The sequence below is a fragment of the Streptomyces sp. NPDC038707 genome (assembly GCF_040636485.1).
In the GTDB taxonomy this organism is placed as follows: Bacteria; Actinomycetota; Actinomycetes; order Streptomycetales; family Streptomycetaceae; genus Streptomyces.
In genome coordinates this window covers 1-15,711 of sequence record NZ_JBEZUP010000063.1, presented here as the reverse complement: position 1 = coordinate 15,711, position 15,711 = coordinate 1, and the positions used below count along the sequence as shown (strand labels likewise).

Here is a 15,711-nt window from a genome sequence, read left to right as displayed (position 1 = left end):
GCGGCGGGCGGCCAGCACGATGTGCTCCGCGCCCTGCCGGGCGAGGCGGCGGGCCAGATGTCCGCCGAGCGCGCCGGTGCCGCCGGTGACCGGCCCCCGCGCCCAGCGTGGGGCGCGGCGGCGGGCGGGGCCCGGCGGCCAGGCGGGGCACCGGAGGCAAGCAGGGCCCGGCGGCACGCGGGACCCCGGGGTCAAGCGGGGCCCGGTGGTCAGGCGGCTCGCGGTTCGGGGACTCGGCGGACGCGGATGATTTCGGCGTAGCGGCGGCCGCTGCTCTTGACCGTGCGGCGCTGGGTCGCGTAGTCGACGTGGACCAGGCCGAAGCGCTTGTCGTAGCCGTACGCCCACTCGAAGTTATCCAGCAGCGACCAGGCGTGGTGCCCGGCGAGGGGCGCGCCCCGGCGGGCCGCCCTGACGCAGGCGGCCAGGTGGTCCTGGAGGTAGTCGCCACGCTCGGGGTCGTCGACGGTGCCGTCCGGCAGCACGACGTCCGGGTAGGCGGAGCCGTTCTCGGTGACGTAGATCCGGCGGGCGCCGTACTCCTCGGTGGGACGCCTCAGCAGCGTCTCCACGCCGCCCGCGTCGGTCTCCCAGTCCGTGCCGGTGCGGGACACGCCGGGCCGCCGGACGGTGCGGACGTACGGGTGGGGGCCGTGCGGGTCGTCGGTGACCACTGCCGGGAAGTAGTAGTTGAGGCCGAGCCAGTCGAGCGGCTGGGCGATGGTGTCCAGGTCCCCGGCGCGTTCGGGGAGGTCGACGCCGTACACCTCGCGCATGTCGGCGGGGAAGCCGCGGCCGTGGACGGGGTCGAGCCACCAGCGGTTGGTGTGGCCGTCCATGCGGCGCGCGGCGGCGGCCTCGGAGAAGGAGGCGGGCGCCACGGTGGAGAGGTTGTTGACGATACCGATCCGCGCGTCGCCCGAGGCGGCCCGGACGGCCTGGGTGGCGAGGCCGTGGCCGAGGAGCAGGTGGTAGGAGGCGCGGACAAAGCGGCCCAGCTCTGGCGCGGCTTTCCCCCGTTGGCCCCCGGCCCTGCTTGCCCCTGCGACGCCTGCGTCCCCCGGCGGCCGGGCTGTCCCGCCGCCGGGCAGCAGCGTACGGGCGGCCGGCTGGCCGGAGATCACGGAGATCTCCCTCCACTCCCCCACCGGCGCCCTCCGCGTGATGTCCCTCATGACCGACCTGGGACGAGGACCTGCCTTCCCTGGCGGCGGCCGGCCCCGGCAGCTACCGGCTGCGCGTTCACGCCCGCGGTCGTGATCTCGCCGTCGACCTTGTCCCCGACACCATCACCGAGCACTACCTGCTCCAGTGCTGGCCGGCCCCGCCCGCCCCGCCGTCCGTCCTGTGCACGACCGACACCTACGGCGCACAGGTACGCGCCGAACAGCCCGCCCAGAGCCGTGTCACCGCCCATCAGCCAAGCGGTCAACGCCGGCAAGAACACGACATCCTCCGTCGTTCCCTGGGCGGATAGGCGCTCGCTGACCATCTGGCACACGCCGGGCCCGCCTCTCCAGCGGGGAGGGGCGGGCCCGGTTGTTCTGCGGAATCCGCGGTGCGCGTGCGGGTCAGCGCGTGGCGGCGAGTTCTTCGATCCGGTCGGCCGGTTGCTGGTCGGGGTGGTGGAACTCTCCGCACGCCTCGTCGACTTCGAGGCGCTCCACGGCTTCGCGCAGGGCGTGCGGCTGGGGGGTGGCTGGCCGGGGCGGGTGCGGGGGTGGGTGAGGATGGTGTCGTAGTCCACGTCGAGGGCTTGGCGCATCCAGTGGTCGGCGTCGCGGAACTCGCCGCGGCGCAGGTGGAACAGGTGACACGTAGATGTGTCTCACGTCGGTGCTTGCTGACGCTTCGCCGCCCGGGAACACTGCTGGTCATCTCGGTGGGGGTCAGTGCTCGGAGGCGTGGTGCATCTGTTCTCCACCGACCGGCGGAAGGCTCCGAAGGCAGGGGTCGTCCCGGGGCTGCCTGGGACCGGGACTCCGCGGCGGTCGGCCGGCTCTGCGACTACCTGGTCGACACCGGGTACGTGACCGCGCGGCCGTGGCGCCCGGTCCGGGGCAGCATGTCGCTGGCCAGCGACTTCGCTCAGGACGTGCGGGTGCGGCACATGGAGCTGGAGCAGTATCTGTTCTGCCGGGACGTGGGGTCCGGCGGCCTGGCGCCGGACGTCGGGCTGGACGAGTCGTTCCGGGGCTGGCGCCCGTACCGCAACCGGGCGGCGTGCGAGCTGGCGCTGCTGACCGGGTTGCGGATCCAGGACCATGGTCCTGAGCCCGGGCCGTCGCCCGACCGCGAAGCCGCGCGACGAGGCGTCACGGTCACGGCGGGCAGGCTCCGGACGCACCGCTCACGGGCGTGGCCCGATCAGCCGTTGCCCGGCACGTACTGAGATCGCCGCCGCCGGGCAGGAGTCCGCGGCGTCCAGCGCACGTTCGTCCTCGGGGATGTCCGCGGCGACCGGCTCCGCCCGGCCCTCGTCGTCCAGCCGGTACAGCTCGGGTGCGATACCGGCGCACATGCCCGATCCCATGCACAGGGCGCGGTCCACCCCGGTCGTCCAGGACACCGCCCTCACCACCCCACCGGCATCTCGCGCGGACCACGGACCAGCATCTGGTCCTTCCACCGCACGTCGCCCGCCAGACGCAGACCGGGGAAGCGTTCGAGCAGGGCCCCCAGAGCCTCCTGAAGCTCCAGCCTGGCGAGCGGTGCGCCGAGACAGTGGTGCACCCCGTGCCCGAACCCGAGATGCTGGACGCCGGTCCGGGTGATGTCGAGCCGGCCGGGGTCCGCGAACTTCAGCGCGTCGCGGTTGGCGGCGCCGATCGCGACCAGGACGGGCTCACCGGCACGGACGAGGGTACCGCCGACCTCCACGTCCTCGGTGGCGTACCTGGGGAAGCTCGCGCCGCTGCCCAGGGGCACGAAGCGCATGAGTTCCTCGACCGCGCCGTGCAGCAGCTCGGGGCTCTTGCGGAGTACCTCCATCTGCTCGGGGTGGTCGAGCAGCGTGTACACGAAGTTGGGGATCTGTGTGGCCGTCGTCTCGTGACCGGCGACGAGGATGCCGTCGCACAGATCGACCAGTTCCAGTTCGCTCAGCCGGTCACCGGTGTCACGTGCCTCGATCAGGCCCGTCATCAGGTCGGGCCGCGGGTTGCGCCGGTGGTCCGCCACCAGTTGGGTCATGTAGGCCCGCAGTTCCTGCCTGTTGCGTTCTGACTCCGCAGCCGTCAGGGAGCTGGTGGAGAGCGCCGCGTCGCTCCAGGCCCGAAACCTGGGGCGGTCCTCCTCCGGCACTCCCAGCATGCGGCAGATGACGGCGACCGGGATCGGCAGCGCGTAGTGTTCCACCAGGTCGGCGGGCTGCCCCATCGCCTCCATCTCGTCGAGCAGCCGGTGCGCCAGATTCCGGACCGCCGGACGCAGTTTCTCCACTTGATGCACGGTGAACGCCTTCGCCACCAGCGTGCGCAGCCGCGTGTGCCCGGGCGGGTCCATGCTCAGGATGCCGCTGTCCTGGCTGCCCTCCGAATGACGTGGTGCGTCATGCCGTAACGCTTCCGCCCTGCTGAAGCGGCGGTCACCCAGAACCAGGCGCGCGTCGGCATACCGGGTGGCCAGCCAGGCGGGCTCCCCGTACGCCAGACGCACGCGTAACAGGCCCGGTTCCTCCAGCGCCGCCTGGTACGCGTCCGCCAGGCTCAGCCCGTCGGGCTCGTTGAACGGATAGGGAACGGGCTGTTCGGCCGTGACCGTCATTGGCGTGACCTCCCGGTCGCTCGGTGGGTGCCACTCGATGGTCACGGCCGCTCACCGCGCCGGCAACAGCGCTTTGTCAGCCACCGGACGGCCCCCCGTGGCAACGCCACCGGACGGATGGAGGTCGCTGCCGCCGCACGCCTTCCGACCAGCGCAAGAGATGACGAACGAGCCGATCATCACTGGAGTGGTGTTGAAAGTTACGTTGGAAGTGATTTTCGAGGTTTGTTTGACTGTGAGATTCGGCTAACTTGGGTGAAGGAGGTGCAGTGTGCCCACTGAAGAGGAACTCATCGCGCGCGCTGCGGAGCTGCTGGCCCGTGGCCCGCTTCTGCCGCCGCCGGCCGAGCGCAAGCGGCTCCGCGAAGCCGCCGGCCTGACCCAGCAGGACGTAGCAGTCGCACTCGAGACGAAACGCGAGACGGTCAACGGCTGGGAAACGGGTCGCACCATGCCCCGCCCGCCGCGCCTGGCGGCCTACAAGCACCTGCTGGACGGGTGGGCTGCGATGTACCCGCCTCCTGCCGTCTCCGAGACACCCACCGGTATCCCGGAGACGTTCACCGCCGCCCAGGCGAAGCCGCAGACTCTGTCCACAGGCCAGGCGCCCGACGCTGCGGACATGACTGCCCACGAGAACACCCAGACCCCTGTCCCCGCTCCCGTCGCCGCCGCTGCTCCGGCGGCCGCGCCCCGCCCGGCGCGCACCACCAGAACGTCATCGACGTCGCGCCGCCCGGGTGCGAGGAGGGCGGCCCCTGCCGGCACCCCGGCGGGCGGCACCGACCCACGGTTTGAGAACGGTCCGCTGGCGGTCGTCGACGTCGAGGACGGGCAGGTGCTGGCGTACTGCACCGGCGGCCTGGTCCTGGACGTGCCCGCCAAGAGCATCCCGGCCCTGGTCGACTGGACGCTGCGCGAGGCCAAGCTCGGTCAGCCGAAGCTCTCCGGGCCCGGCAAGGACGCCGACCCGCTGCTCGTGCTCACCGAGGCCGCCCTGGAGCGCTACGGCCTCCCCGTCACGCTCACCCACGAGGAGCGGCTCGCCGGGCGGCTCCCGGAGACCCACAAGGTCATCAAGCAGTTGGCCCGCGCCGACTGGAAGCTGACCAAGCGCGGCTTCGGCCCGTGGGCGCGGATCTACCGCCCCGCGCAGGGTTCGGAGCGGGCCTGCGTGCAGCTGTGCGTTCCGTCGTGGCACGCACTGGACACCCGGCACTGGGGCGCGGCCGGCCAGCTTCCCCCGGCCGAACTCGCCCGGATCCTGGGCGTGTACGCGTCCCGGGTGATGACGCCGCGCGGCTCCACGGCCGTGACGGGCCTGGAGCTGATGACCGCCCTGCACCCGGCGACCCGGGCCTCCGAGCCGGACGCGACGGGGAAGCGGCACTCCGAGCACAACCCCGGCAGCCTGGGCAAGGACCCGGTCGACCCGGCGCCGTGCGAGGCCCCCGACGGCCACCCCGTCCTCAAGGGCATGCCCCGGTTCCACGTGCGCGGCCCGGCGGAGAAGCTGTTCGAGGAGGCGTACGACTGGGCGCGGCCGATGACCGACGCGGAGTGCATGCTGCGCTACCTGGTCGGCATCGACGTGAACCTCGCGTTCGGCGCCGGCGCCAACGGCCTGACCGTCGGCCTCGGAGCCCCCACCCACGTCAAGAACCCGGTGTTCGACCCGAAGCTACCGGGCTCATGGCTCGTGGACCTCTCCCACGTCGACCTGTCCCGGGTCAAGATCGGCAAGGACAGGTGGGCCGACCTGGACCCGAGTCTGCTGCCCAGCCCGTTCACGCCCAAGGGTGAGCGCCCCGAGGGACCGGCCTGGTACGCCACGCCCACCGTCGCCTACGCGGTGGAGCTGGGCTACGAGGTGCGCCCGATCGAGGCGTGGATCCGGTACGAGAACGGCCGCTACCTGGACGGCTGGTACCAGCGGCTGCGTGACGCCTTTCTCGCCACGATGGCCGACCTCGGCGTGCACACGGACATGGCGCCGGCCGACTTCCTCGCCGCGATGAACGGATACAAGCAGCGTGACCCGGAGCTGGCCATCGTCGTCTCGGCGATCAAGGCCACGGTCAAGGGCGGCATCGGCAAGCTCCGCGAGCGGCCCCGGGGCGAGGGCTGGAAGCCCGGCGAGCCGTGGCGCGCCCTGTCCCGCCCGACATGGCGGCCGGACATCCGCGCGGCCGTCATCTCCCGCACCCGCATCAACCTCCACCGCAAGATCGTCAAGCACGCGGCGTTCACCGGCCAGTACCCCATCGCGATCCTGTCCGACTGCGTCGTCTACGCCTCGAACGGGCCCTCGCCGCTGGACTTCCTGCCCTACCGCGACGGCACCGCGCTGCCGGGCGGCTTCAAGCTCGGCATCAACCCCGGCCTGGTCAAGCACGAAGGCACCCAGTCCGTGCTGTGGGGCGAGGAAGTCCGCGAGCGGTTCGACGCCCCGGAACTGAACCTGGCCCGGTACATCAAGGACGGCACCGTCACCGACGCCGACAACGGAGAGTAGGAGAAGGCCACCATGAGCCTGTTCGGGCACGGCCTGGAGGCGGCGGTGCAGAAGACGTTCACCCGCCCGGCGCCCAAGAGCGCACCCGCGCAGATGCGGTACCTGGTCCGGCAGATGAAGGGCACCAAGGCGGTAGCCCAGACGCTGCGGATCTCCCAGCGCACCGTCGAACGGTACGTGAAGGACCAGATCAAAAAGCCCCGCCCCGACCTCGCCGCACGCTTGGAGCACGAGGTGAAGAAGCGCTGGCAGCCGCAGATCCGGGCCAAGGCCCGGCAGAAGGCCGCCACCACCGGCGGCATCGTCATCGACACCCGCGCCCGCATGGGCTACACCGCGCCCATCGGGGCGACGGACCAGGACCGCATCCGCCACCTGACCGTCGCCCTGCCTCCGCGGTACGCCGCCCGCCTCTTCGACGCCCAGGAGGCCGGCGCCACCGACCAGCAGCTCCAGCAGATCGCCGCCGAAGCACTCAAGGAGGTCTACTTCCAGGACAACGGCCGCCGCGCCGGAAGCCTGGAAGAGGTCCGGTTCACCGACATCGAGCACCTCGAGTTCGAGCTGTAGCAGCCGTGCCCCGAACAGCACGCGAGCCCGGCGTGACTGAGTTCAGTTGGCGAGTGAGCGTGCAAGTTGGCGAGTTCAGCGGACGGTGTCGACAGCTCGGGCGAGCTGGACGGCGTAGGCGTCGAGAAACGGCTTCATCTGCTGGTAGAAGGGCTCCTCGTTCTGCCGGATCCAGTGTCCGATGGTGAACCAGTCCTGACTCCATGCCTCGTCGAGTTCGGGGGCGTTTCGGGCTTCGGCCGGTTGGGGGGCGCATTGGGTTTCGCCGTGCATGACCTGGGTCCAGACTTCTCAGCCACAACCCGTTGGTCCGGGCTCGCTCCCTGTGACTCGGCGAGTGAGCAGCCGACCGGGCGGGCTGAGCGCTCTGGTTGGCGAGCTGAGCATTGCGGCTGGTGAGGGCGTTGATCTCTGTTTGGCGTCGGTATCTGCGGATGCCGTTGCAGAGGGGGTGCATAGGATCGCGAGCATGACACTGCGACCTGTCCTGGTGAACATAAAGGCCCTTGACGACTCGGCGGTCGGCCGGTTCTGGGGAGAGGCGCTCGGATGGAGTGTTACCGGCGAGGGATCGGGCGCGACCGCCGCCAAACCCGCTGGCTTCGATTGGCTGGACCCGGTCGGCATGTGCATCGACGTCATTGCCGTCCCGGAACCCAAGACGGCAACGAAGAACCGTGTGCACGTCGATCTCGCCACCACCTCTGCGGCCCACCAAGCGGAGTTGGTCGCACGCCTTGAAGCTCTCGGTGCGACGCCCGTCGACGTGGGCCAGGGCGAGGTGCCGTTGACGGTCCTCGCCGACCCGGAGGGCAACGAGTTCTGCGTGTTGGAGCCTCGGGAGATGTACCGCGACACCGGGCCGATCGCCCGGGTGGTGGTCGACTGCGCGGATCCGCGGGCCATGGCCCGGTTCTGGGACGAGGCAATGGACTGGACCCTGCACGAGGTGACGGACGACCATGCGGTGTGGCGCTCGGCCAAGGGTGTCGGCCCGTATCTTGAGTTCCTCCGCTCGCCCGACGTGAAGACCGTGCCGGACCGCGTCCATCTTGACCTGGTGCCGGACCCTGGTGACGACAAAGCAGCGGAGGTCGCCCGGCTGCGGACCCTCGGCGCCGCCGACCTCGACGTCGGTCAGGGCGACGTTCCGTGGACGTGTCTTACCGACCCGGAGGGTCACGAGTTCTGCGTTCTCGCCCGGTCCTGACGCGGAGCCTTGTCCGCCCCCCGACACGCGAACCTCGTGTACTCATGCGCCACCAGCCCGGTCCGGCCGGGCTGTAGCGTCCCGGTCAATCCGAGCGGCGAGAGTTTGTGTCGCGGGGCGAGATCGGCTTGCTCACCGAACCACAACGCTCAACTCGCCAACTGAGGCTCTCAGTCACACCTGTCTACGTGAGCCGAAGCGCAACAGGCGTCACAGAGGCAGGCGTGTTGTCACCCAACGGCTCGCGTCGACCCGAGCCCGAGCAGAGCGAGCAGCCGGCTGAGAGACCGCGGAGCTGCGTCATGGGGCGCTGACGAGTATCCATCTGCGATCTCCCGCAGCAGTTCCCCCTCATCGTCATAGAGCTCAAGACTGAACCGCAGACCGAACCGGGTCAGCAGCGCAGCCAGATCCTCGAACCGTTGCGGATCGACAACTCCGTTCAGGAGCGTGTCCCCGTCGGTCGGGTCGACCTCGATGCGGCACCAGCTGGTCTCGACCTCGTACGACTCCCACGACGAGCCTGATCTGGACCTCCAGCCAGCCCCGATGAACCGCTCGGCCACCAACGATGCACCCGGGGCTCCTGCCAGGCCACCACACACGTTGTTGTTGATCTCGAGCCAGATGGGATCGAGCGGCTGTCCCTCATCAGATGTGTCCACAGCTGGATTGTGAAGCAGACCCCGCAGCCCGCGATCGCACACGCCAGCGACAGCAGAACTTGTCGATCTCGAAGATGGGGCGCGACAGTGTCGGGCAGTCCGTCACCGTGTTGCCCAGCCCAGCGTGGGCCACGCCATGCCCGGGCAGGTGGCCGTCGTCGGTGCAACCGGAGGGGGGCGAAGAGTACTACGACGGGGTCGTTTGCCCGATGTCCTCCTGCCAGAGTGCGGGTTTGGCCGCGATAAACGCATGCATCAACGCCACGCATGCGGGGTCATCCAGTACGACAACGCGCACGCCTTGTTCTGCAAGCCATGCCTGCCCGCCGACGAAGTTCCGGGCCTCGCCCACCACCACGCGAGAAATTCCGAACTGGCGCACGAGCCCACAGCAGAACCAACACGGCGAGAGTGTCGTGACCATGGTCGTACCATGATAGGTAGGCTGCCGACCGGCCGCGCGAAACGCCGCCGTCTCCGCGTGCGCGGAGGGATCGCCGTCCTGTACGCGCCGATTGCGTCCACGCCCGAGTACAACACCGTCCGCGCTGTACAGCGCAGCCCCAATCGGAATACCGCCCTCCTTCAGCCCGGCACGGGCCTCCTCCAATGCAACGTGGAGCATGGTCCGTTCCTGATCGAAGTCCATCCCGCCATTGTGCTCTACGGAGTGTTGCTGCTCAATAGAGCAAGCGACTGGAGGGGGACAGCGCTGTGCGGAACCCATGCGGACATCTGATGTCCTGGCTTTACCAGGGCACCTACCGAGGGCAAGAGCTGCATCAGCACCTTGCCGCCATCCGTCGGCTGGAGCCACGCACGGAGGAGATCCACGAATACCTGTACACATGTCTCAGCGTCCTCGACACGAAGGCACAGGTTCTCCTGGGATACGACGCACTCATCATGGCCGCCACGTCGATCGTGCTGTCCGTGGTTCCCGACGGGACGTCCGTGGGAAATGGTTTGATCATCGCGGCACTGGCCACCAGCGGCGTTTCGTCGATGCTCTGTTTACCGGTCGTCTGGGTTCAGTGGACGGACACGGACGAATTCGATCAGACGGAAGACTCCTTCAACCGCCTGCTCATGATCAGGAATCGGCGCACTGTCAGTTATCGCGTGGCCTGGGCCATCGCTCACCTAGCGGCATTACTCCTGATCGTGGGGACCCCGCTTCACTGAGCCTCCGCCAACCTGAAGACGCAGGTCAAAGGGCTGGTGTGACCGATTCTCTGGGTGCTCACGCTGGTCACGGGCGGCAGTCTGCGGAGTAGATCGTCTGACGAGGCAGTCGGTTCACCAGTTCCGGCTCGCTGTGGGCCGGCGGCCTTCTACGATCCGCTGCATGGACCCCGAGTTAGTGAAACGGATCACCGCGCGGCGCGCGGAACTGGATGAACTCGAAGAACAGCTGGTCAAGGAGCTGTCGGAAGTACGGGCCGAGCGGAACGAACTCGCCGTCGCCGAACGTGTCCTTGAGCGTGTGAGCGAGCAGCTCACCGACGAGCGTGCGTCGGCCATGTCGGCGCCCGGGCAGGTGGGTGGACGGGCGGTGATGCTGATCCCGCACCGCGCGCCGGACGTGGAGGAGGCCATGCTCCCGCCGGACTACCAGCGCATCCTCGCCGCCGTGCGGCAGGCCGCCGGGCCGGTCATGGCCCGTCAGGTCGGCGAGATGCTGGGCGTGGACATCAGCGTGCGGGGCAAGCTGGAGCCGTTGCGCGGGAAGCTGGTCAGGCTGGTCGACCGCGGTTGGCTGCGGAAACTGCCCGACGGCAGGTTCGCCACCCGCCTGTGATGCGGCGTAACCACGTTGCCACCGACGGCCGTTGGAATTGTGTGACGAAAACCAAAAGGCACGCCGAGGACATCTGCCCGCTTGTCTACCAGTGCCGTCTGCCGCTGTCCACGCGGACCGTCAACCACCTCGCCGATCTGCTACGGCGTCACCTGAAGGTGATCCGTTCCAGGTGGCGGATCCTGTCGCCCGGGAGGATCGCGGTGATCGTCCTGGCCGTACTGCGGCACGACCAGCGCCTGGCCGACATGGCCGGCAGCAACAACGTGTCCGAGACCACCGTCCGCCGCTGGCGCGACGAGCTGATCGCCCTGCTCGCCGCGCAGGCCCCGCGCCTGGACCGCGTCCTGAAGAAGATCGCCAAGCAGGGCGGGGAGGCCGTACTGATCGACGGCACCCTCATCCCTACCCAGCGCCGCGCCGGGAAGGCCGACCGGCGCAACTACTCCGGCAAACACCACCAACACGGCCTGCACTTTCTCGCCCTGACCGACGAGAGGGGCCGGCTGATCTGGATATCCGCCGCCCGGCCCGGCCGCACCCAAGACAACACCGCTGCCCGCCACGACCACATCCTGTCCCACCTGCGCGCCGCTGGCCTCGGGGCGCTGGCCGACCTCGGCTTTCGCGGCCTGGACAACGACGTACGTGAGCCCGTGATCGTCACCGGCTTCCACGCCAGCCGCACCCACAGGCTCACCCCCGCCCAGAAGACCGCCAACCGTGTCCTCGCCGTCGGGCGCGCGCCGGTCGAGCACGGCTTCGCCCACCTCAAGAACTGGCGGACCCTCACCAAGCTCCGTACCAATCCCGCTCGCGCCACGCGCCTCCTACGTGCCCTGCTCGTCCTGACAAATCTCGAAGTCAATCGCTGATGTGACCTTGATCGTCGCCGAGGAGCCAAAGCGTCGCCAAAAGCTGAATCGCATTGTGATCACCAATTGCCCGCCTCGCACATCGCGATACGGTTCTGGACCTCGGCCTTCCCGGCCACTGCTGCTGGCAGTCTTGTCGACCGGTAGATTCGCGCTTTGACGACTTGAGTGGGTTCCAGATATCCATGCTGGGACTGCCTGCTGGTCACGGCAAGGTCCGCTTCCCTCAAGTCCGCGCGCAGAAGGTCCGCATCGCTGAGGTCCGTGTATAGGAAGCTTGCCCCACGGAGCACGGCACCGCTGAGCTTGGCTTCTCGAAGATCAGCGGCCTCCAAGTCTGCGACCTGAAGGTCGGCGCCCCTCAGATCCGCGCCCCTAAGATCCGCGCCTTTCAAGTCGGCGAAACGGAGATTTGCCCCGCGAAGGTCCGCCATGCTCAACACGGCACCGCGAAGGCTGGTTCCTTCGAACCTAGCCTCCCTCAAGTCTGCAGCCCGCAGATCTGCCTCACGTAGATCGCCTCCCCGGAAGTCCATGTTGCGCAAATCAACCCATTCGTCGGACAGGTTTCTTTTTGGCCGTCTGGCGATCACCGACAACGCTGCCCTCACGTCCTCGGACAGGAGCACCGACGGGGGATCCGTGCTTGCGTTCGCAGGACCCCCTTGTTGGTCGTCTGCCGCGACCTGGTAGGTCCGTATGTACGCGGCAAGGACGCTCACGATCGTCGCGTGGTCCTTCGCGGAGTCGTGCATGATGCGCTGCAGGGCATAAATCCCGCCGAGCCGTTCGGTTCGGTTGTCGGAACCCAGCAGTTTGATCGCTTCCACGTAGCGGTCGGTGACCTGCCCTTCGCGTTCGATCTCGGCTTGCACTCGGTCCTTGTCCCGCGTGTGCTGCAGCGTTCGGTGCGTGTAATACAGGCCGACCGCTGCCAGGACGCCGGCCCCCAGGGCAGCCAGCGTGGTGCGGAAGCCGGTGATCACCACTCCGTCTGCCGGCTCGAGGCCCCGCGTGCGCAGGTGGCTTCCGTCCAGCCACCAGGGGCCACGCCATAACAGCAGCGAATAGCCGAGAATCACAGCGCTGAGGAGCAGAACGCCCCCGAGCCTCTTCATCGATTTCATGTCCGACATCATGTCGGCGTCATGTCTCCGACGGGATCGGTTCGGGCATCCACACGAGTGCTGACGGATGATCTACTCCGCAGACAGCCACCCACGACCAGGGGGCGCCCCGAGGACCGGTCACACCAGCCCCTTGCCCTGCGTCTTCAGGTTGGCGGAGGCTCACTGACCTGAGCAGCCACGCTGGTGTCCCGACTCCAGTCGGGGTACGTGCCGGTGTTCATGTTCACCGGGAGACCGCCGCGCAGGCCCGAGCCCTGCAACGCGTTCACGGTGTCGCGGGGGCACCGGTCGTGCCGGCCAGCGGGGCGCAGCATCCGCCAGAGCTGATCGGTGGCCGGTCGGCGGATGGGCGTCGGCCAGGACCACGGCACCGACGGCCCATTAGCCGTAGTGGGTGAGCAGTGGGGCCAGGTGTGCCGACGGCTCGGGGAGAGGCGGTGCCTGCTCCCGCCCTACGCGGCAAGGTTGCCCGGCGCACCGAACCTTGCCGGACATCGAGCGTCTCCAGGTGCGTGGGTGCGCACTGACCTCGCGCACCGAGTCGTACCCGAGGGGAACCGAACACGTCATGAAGACCACAATGTCCACCGTGGCCCTTGCGGCGATCGTCGCCGCCGGCACCGTCGCCGCCGTCCCGGCCTCGGCCGCCACCGCCAAGGCCGCGCCGGCGCGTTGCCACCCGCCTGGAACCCGGCGGTGCCGACGCGCTCCAGGGCCGAGTCCACGCCCATGCCGCCGGTCGGCTTCTTCATGCGGGCGACATCCCTCCTCGCCGCGCTCGCCGACGATGTCACCACGGCCAGGCGGTGGAGTGCCGCAGCCAGGAGAAGGCCCGGGTATGACGGCGCGCTGTTGTCCGCGATCCGTCGCTCCGGAGGTCTGCGCCGGTCCGGTCCTCGGGGAGGTTGGGCGCGCAGTGGCCGGGAACCGGCACCGCGGCCCCGCCGGGCACCCGCCGCGCCGCGGGACGCGGCGGGGTGACGCCGCCGCCCCTCAGTTGGTGCGTTCAGCGAAGCCCTGGGGCAGATCCTCCGGGCCCACCGCGACGACGCTCTCGTCGTTCTCGCCGACGTACTCGAACAGGGTGATGCGGGCGAACTCCGGGACGACGTAGATCGGGTAGGTGGGACCGGCGTCCCGGTAGGCGCGCATCTCCTCCAGGTGGTCGTTCTGGTAGAGCACCGTCTTGCTGCCGTCCTGCTCGATCCACTGCGGGAAGAAGATGGTGCCGTGCAGGACGCGCAGGCGGGGCAGCACGTTGACGACCACCGAGGTGCCGGTCGGTTCGTTCCAGGACACCTTGTAGACGTCGTCGGCGAGCCGCACCAGGTCGACCTCCTGGTCCTTCACCCAGCGGCCGCCGACCATCCCGGAGTGGATGCGGTAGTCGATGGTCGTGGCGTTCTTGACGTACATCTCGTACTGCCAGCCGTTGGCGTACGTGTAGATGAACCGGTGTCCGGCGATGCCGGACAGGTCCTGCGGCGGGACGGGGTTCTCGACGGTCGTCGGGGTGTCGTGCACGGTGGTCATGGTGATGCTCCTTGCTGTGCTGTGAGCGGTCGCCGACGGCGTGGGGTCCGGCCGGTGCGGTGTCCTCGCTCCACACACAACTGTGCCACAAAACATGTTTGCGACAAAATTTTATTTTCGCGGTCCACAATGGTGGCATGCACAACACAGACAGAGCGGCGGACGGGACGGGCGACCGCGGTGGACCCGGCACGCCGCACGCCGCACGCGTCGCGGCCGGACTGGGCGGGCTCCTGGGGCCGCTGCGGCGCGCAGTCCTGCGCGCCACCCGCAACGCCGAAGGGCTGCCCGACCTGCCGGAGGCACAGATCGAACTGCTGCGGGCCCTGTCCTCCTCGCCCGAGGGTCTCAGCCCCGGTGCGGCGGCCGCACGCGTGCGGGTGGCACCGTCCACCGTGAGCAACCTGGTGCGGGTCATGTCCGCCGCTCGGCTGGTGGAGCGGGTCCGGCCCGAGCACGACCAACGGACCGTGGTGCTCACCGCGTCACAAGAGGCCCTCCACCTGCTGGAGCGCTACGACCGGGCCAGCACCGCGGCCCTCACCCGCGTCGTGGAGGAGCTGTCCGACACCGACCGGGCAGCTCTGCACCAAGCACTGCCCGCTCTCGACCGGCTCGTCACCGCCCTGGAGACGAGCGACGGCACCCGACCGGACACCACCAGTCCCTGACCCCGCCCCGAACACCCCGACCAGCACAACCCAGGCTCTGAGGGCTTCGTGTGACAGGGCGCGGCCGGGCGGACGGCTGGCTGCGCGCCTGGCCGTCCGCTCCCGTATCGCGCACGCCTGAGCGGGCCGCGCGGTGAGCCGGACCGGCACGCGCCCCCGCTCCTCGGTGAACAACCAGCACAGTGGCACGGGACCGGCCGGCAGTTTCTCCACCCCGGATACACAGGAAGCACAGGAAGCGCACGGGGTGGCGGTACCGCCACTCCCCCGGAATTGATCACACCTGTCCGGACCGCCCGAACCATCGTGCTCCATCCCGCGCCATCCCCCCGCCTCCCCGTGGACGCGTACGCGGACGAGGAGCCGGTGGCTGCCCCTGGGTGACGATGAGTTCTACCGACGTGACCGCCCGGATGACGCCGGCCTCTCTGAGGACCGCCCCGGGAAGGAGCGCTTCCGTAGTCCCACCGGGGCGGCCGGTCCTTACCGGGCGAGGGTGACGGTGACCGCGTGTCGGGACAGTGGTTGAGGATCTGTGACAGGGCGGTTTCTTCCCGGCGACCCAGTCGGCGGCGTACCGGCAGCGGTGCCGGCAGCCGGCGGCAGCGAGACGGAACAGACCCAAACTGCGACTGCGACAAGGCCGGTGAGACGGCGCCGACCGCCTGCCCCGAGGCTGCTATGTCGCGTCAAGCAGCTTGGGTGAGTTCCTCGACACGATCTTGGTTCGGTCGGTCCGTTCGAGGATCTTGAAGATCTCACGGCAGATGACGCGCTTGAGGCAGCGCTGCGCGTCGCGGGAGGTCTTCCCTCGGTGATTCTGCGGGCGACGTACGCCTTGGTGGCGGAGTCGAGCCGCATCCGGATCAAGGTGATCGTGTGCATCTGTCGCTGCTTCGTGAAAACTGACCCCCTGGCAGTCTCCGAATCTTGACCCCTCCGGACTCTTGGAGGGTGCTGAACGTGGAGGACTGGG

16 protein-coding genes and 1 pseudogene are annotated in these 15,711 nt (G+C 69.2%); 8 read left to right on the top strand and 9 right to left on the bottom strand.

Annotation, left to right across the window (positions count from 1 at the left end; translation table 11 throughout):
* Positions 1-195, bottom strand: a 195-nt coding sequence (locus tag AB0E62_RS39025; RefSeq protein WP_362205570.1) for a KR domain-containing protein, incomplete at its 3' end; no start/stop codon positions are given.
* 14 nt (positions 196-209) lie between these two features.
* Positions 210-986: pseudogene (locus tag AB0E62_RS39020) on the bottom strand (family 1 glycosylhydrolase); the annotation flags it as partial.
* A gap of 1,043 nt (positions 987-2,029) precedes the next feature.
* On the opposite strand from AB0E62_RS39020, the gene AB0E62_RS39015 reads away from it, so the two are divergent.
* Complete coding sequence (locus AB0E62_RS39015; protein WP_362205567.1) at positions 2,030-2,392, top strand: hypothetical protein; 363 nt, start codon at positions 2,030-2,032, stop codon at positions 2,390-2,392.
* Here AB0E62_RS39015 and AB0E62_RS39010 read toward each other — a convergent pair.
* Together AB0E62_RS39010 and AB0E62_RS39005 are read right to left on the bottom strand one after the other, a co-directional pair.
* A complete protein-coding gene (locus AB0E62_RS39010) occupies positions 2,351-2,578 on the bottom strand; it encodes a ferredoxin (protein ID WP_362205573.1) in 228 nt (75 codons plus the stop codon). The genes AB0E62_RS39015 and AB0E62_RS39010 overlap by 42 nt on opposite strands.
* Positions 2,575-3,765, bottom strand: coding sequence for a cytochrome P450 (locus AB0E62_RS39005; RefSeq protein ID WP_362205564.1), 1,191 nt, complete (start codon positions 3,763-3,765; stop codon positions 2,575-2,577). Before AB0E62_RS39005 ends, AB0E62_RS39010 begins: the two co-directional genes overlap by 4 nt.
* Before the next feature lie 271 nt (positions 3,766-4,036).
* Here AB0E62_RS39005 and AB0E62_RS39000 point away from each other — a divergent pair, with 271 nt between their 5' ends.
* Both AB0E62_RS39000 and AB0E62_RS38995 read left to right on the top strand, forming a co-directional pair.
* On the top strand, positions 4,037-6,280 hold the full coding sequence (locus tag AB0E62_RS39000) for a helix-turn-helix transcriptional regulator (protein ID WP_362205561.1): 2,244 nt from the start codon (positions 4,037-4,039) through the stop codon (positions 6,278-6,280).
* Between the two features lie 12 nt (positions 6,281-6,292).
* Entirely contained in the window at positions 6,293-6,850 is a 558-nt protein-coding gene (locus tag AB0E62_RS38995) for an XRE family transcriptional regulator (RefSeq protein WP_362205558.1), read from the top strand.
* Positions 6,851-6,925: 75 nt separating this feature from the next.
* On the opposite strand, the gene AB0E62_RS38990 is transcribed toward AB0E62_RS38995, so the two are convergent.
* Positions 6,926-7,123, bottom strand: a complete 198-nt coding sequence (locus AB0E62_RS38990; protein WP_362205555.1) for a hypothetical protein — start codon at positions 7,121-7,123, stop codon at positions 6,926-6,928.
* Positions 7,124-7,319: 196 nt separating this feature from the next.
* Between AB0E62_RS38990 and AB0E62_RS38985 the strand changes: the two genes are divergently transcribed.
* Complete coding sequence (locus AB0E62_RS38985) at positions 7,320-8,060, top strand: VOC family protein (protein WP_362205553.1); 741 nt, start codon at positions 7,320-7,322, stop codon at positions 8,058-8,060.
* A 230-nt stretch (positions 8,061-8,290) separates the two neighbouring features.
* Here the strand turns inward: AB0E62_RS38985 and AB0E62_RS38980 are convergent, their stop codons facing one another.
* Both AB0E62_RS38980 and AB0E62_RS38975 read right to left on the bottom strand, forming a co-directional pair.
* Positions 8,291-8,725, bottom strand: coding sequence for a hypothetical protein (locus tag AB0E62_RS38980; RefSeq protein ID WP_362205550.1), 435 nt, complete (start codon positions 8,723-8,725; stop codon positions 8,291-8,293).
* 187 nt (positions 8,726-8,912) lie between these two features.
* Positions 8,913-9,374, bottom strand: coding sequence for a nucleoside deaminase (locus AB0E62_RS38975; RefSeq protein ID WP_362205547.1), 462 nt, complete (start codon positions 9,372-9,374; stop codon positions 8,913-8,915).
* A gap of 89 nt (positions 9,375-9,463) precedes the next feature.
* Here AB0E62_RS38975 and AB0E62_RS38970 point away from each other — a divergent pair, with 89 nt between their 5' ends.
* From AB0E62_RS38970 to AB0E62_RS38960, 3 genes are all read left to right on the top strand, one after another.
* Positions 9,464-9,910: a hypothetical protein gene (locus tag AB0E62_RS38970; RefSeq protein ID WP_362205544.1), complete on the top strand. Its 447-nt coding sequence runs from the start codon at positions 9,464-9,466 to the stop codon at positions 9,908-9,910.
* 163 nt (positions 9,911-10,073) lie between these two features.
* Positions 10,074-10,526 carry a hypothetical protein gene (locus AB0E62_RS38965; RefSeq protein ID WP_362205541.1) on the top strand — a complete coding sequence of 151 codons (453 nt, stop codon included), beginning with the start codon at positions 10,074-10,076 and terminating at the stop codon, positions 10,524-10,526.
* A 41-nt stretch (positions 10,527-10,567) separates the two neighbouring features.
* The gene (locus AB0E62_RS38960) at positions 10,568-11,401 is read left to right on the top strand and encodes a transposase family protein (protein ID WP_362205538.1); all 834 of its coding nucleotides are present in this window, start codon (positions 10,568-10,570) and stop codon (positions 11,399-11,401) included.
* Between the two features lie 59 nt (positions 11,402-11,460).
* On the opposite strand, the gene AB0E62_RS38955 is transcribed toward AB0E62_RS38960, so the two are convergent.
* A complete protein-coding gene (locus AB0E62_RS38955; RefSeq protein WP_362205535.1) occupies positions 11,461-12,528 on the bottom strand; it encodes a pentapeptide repeat-containing protein in 1,068 nt (355 codons plus the stop codon).
* Positions 12,529-13,524: 996 nt separating this feature from the next.
* Positions 13,525-14,064, bottom strand: a complete 540-nt coding sequence (locus tag AB0E62_RS38950; RefSeq protein ID WP_362205532.1) for a phenolic acid decarboxylase — start codon at positions 14,062-14,064, stop codon at positions 13,525-13,527.
* Positions 14,065-14,201: 137 nt separating this feature from the next.
* Between AB0E62_RS38950 and AB0E62_RS38945 the strand changes: the two genes are divergently transcribed.
* On the top strand, positions 14,202-14,735 hold the full coding sequence (locus AB0E62_RS38945; protein WP_362205529.1) for a MarR family winged helix-turn-helix transcriptional regulator: 534 nt from the start codon (positions 14,202-14,204) through the stop codon (positions 14,733-14,735).
* Positions 14,736-15,711: the final 976 nt, after the last annotated feature.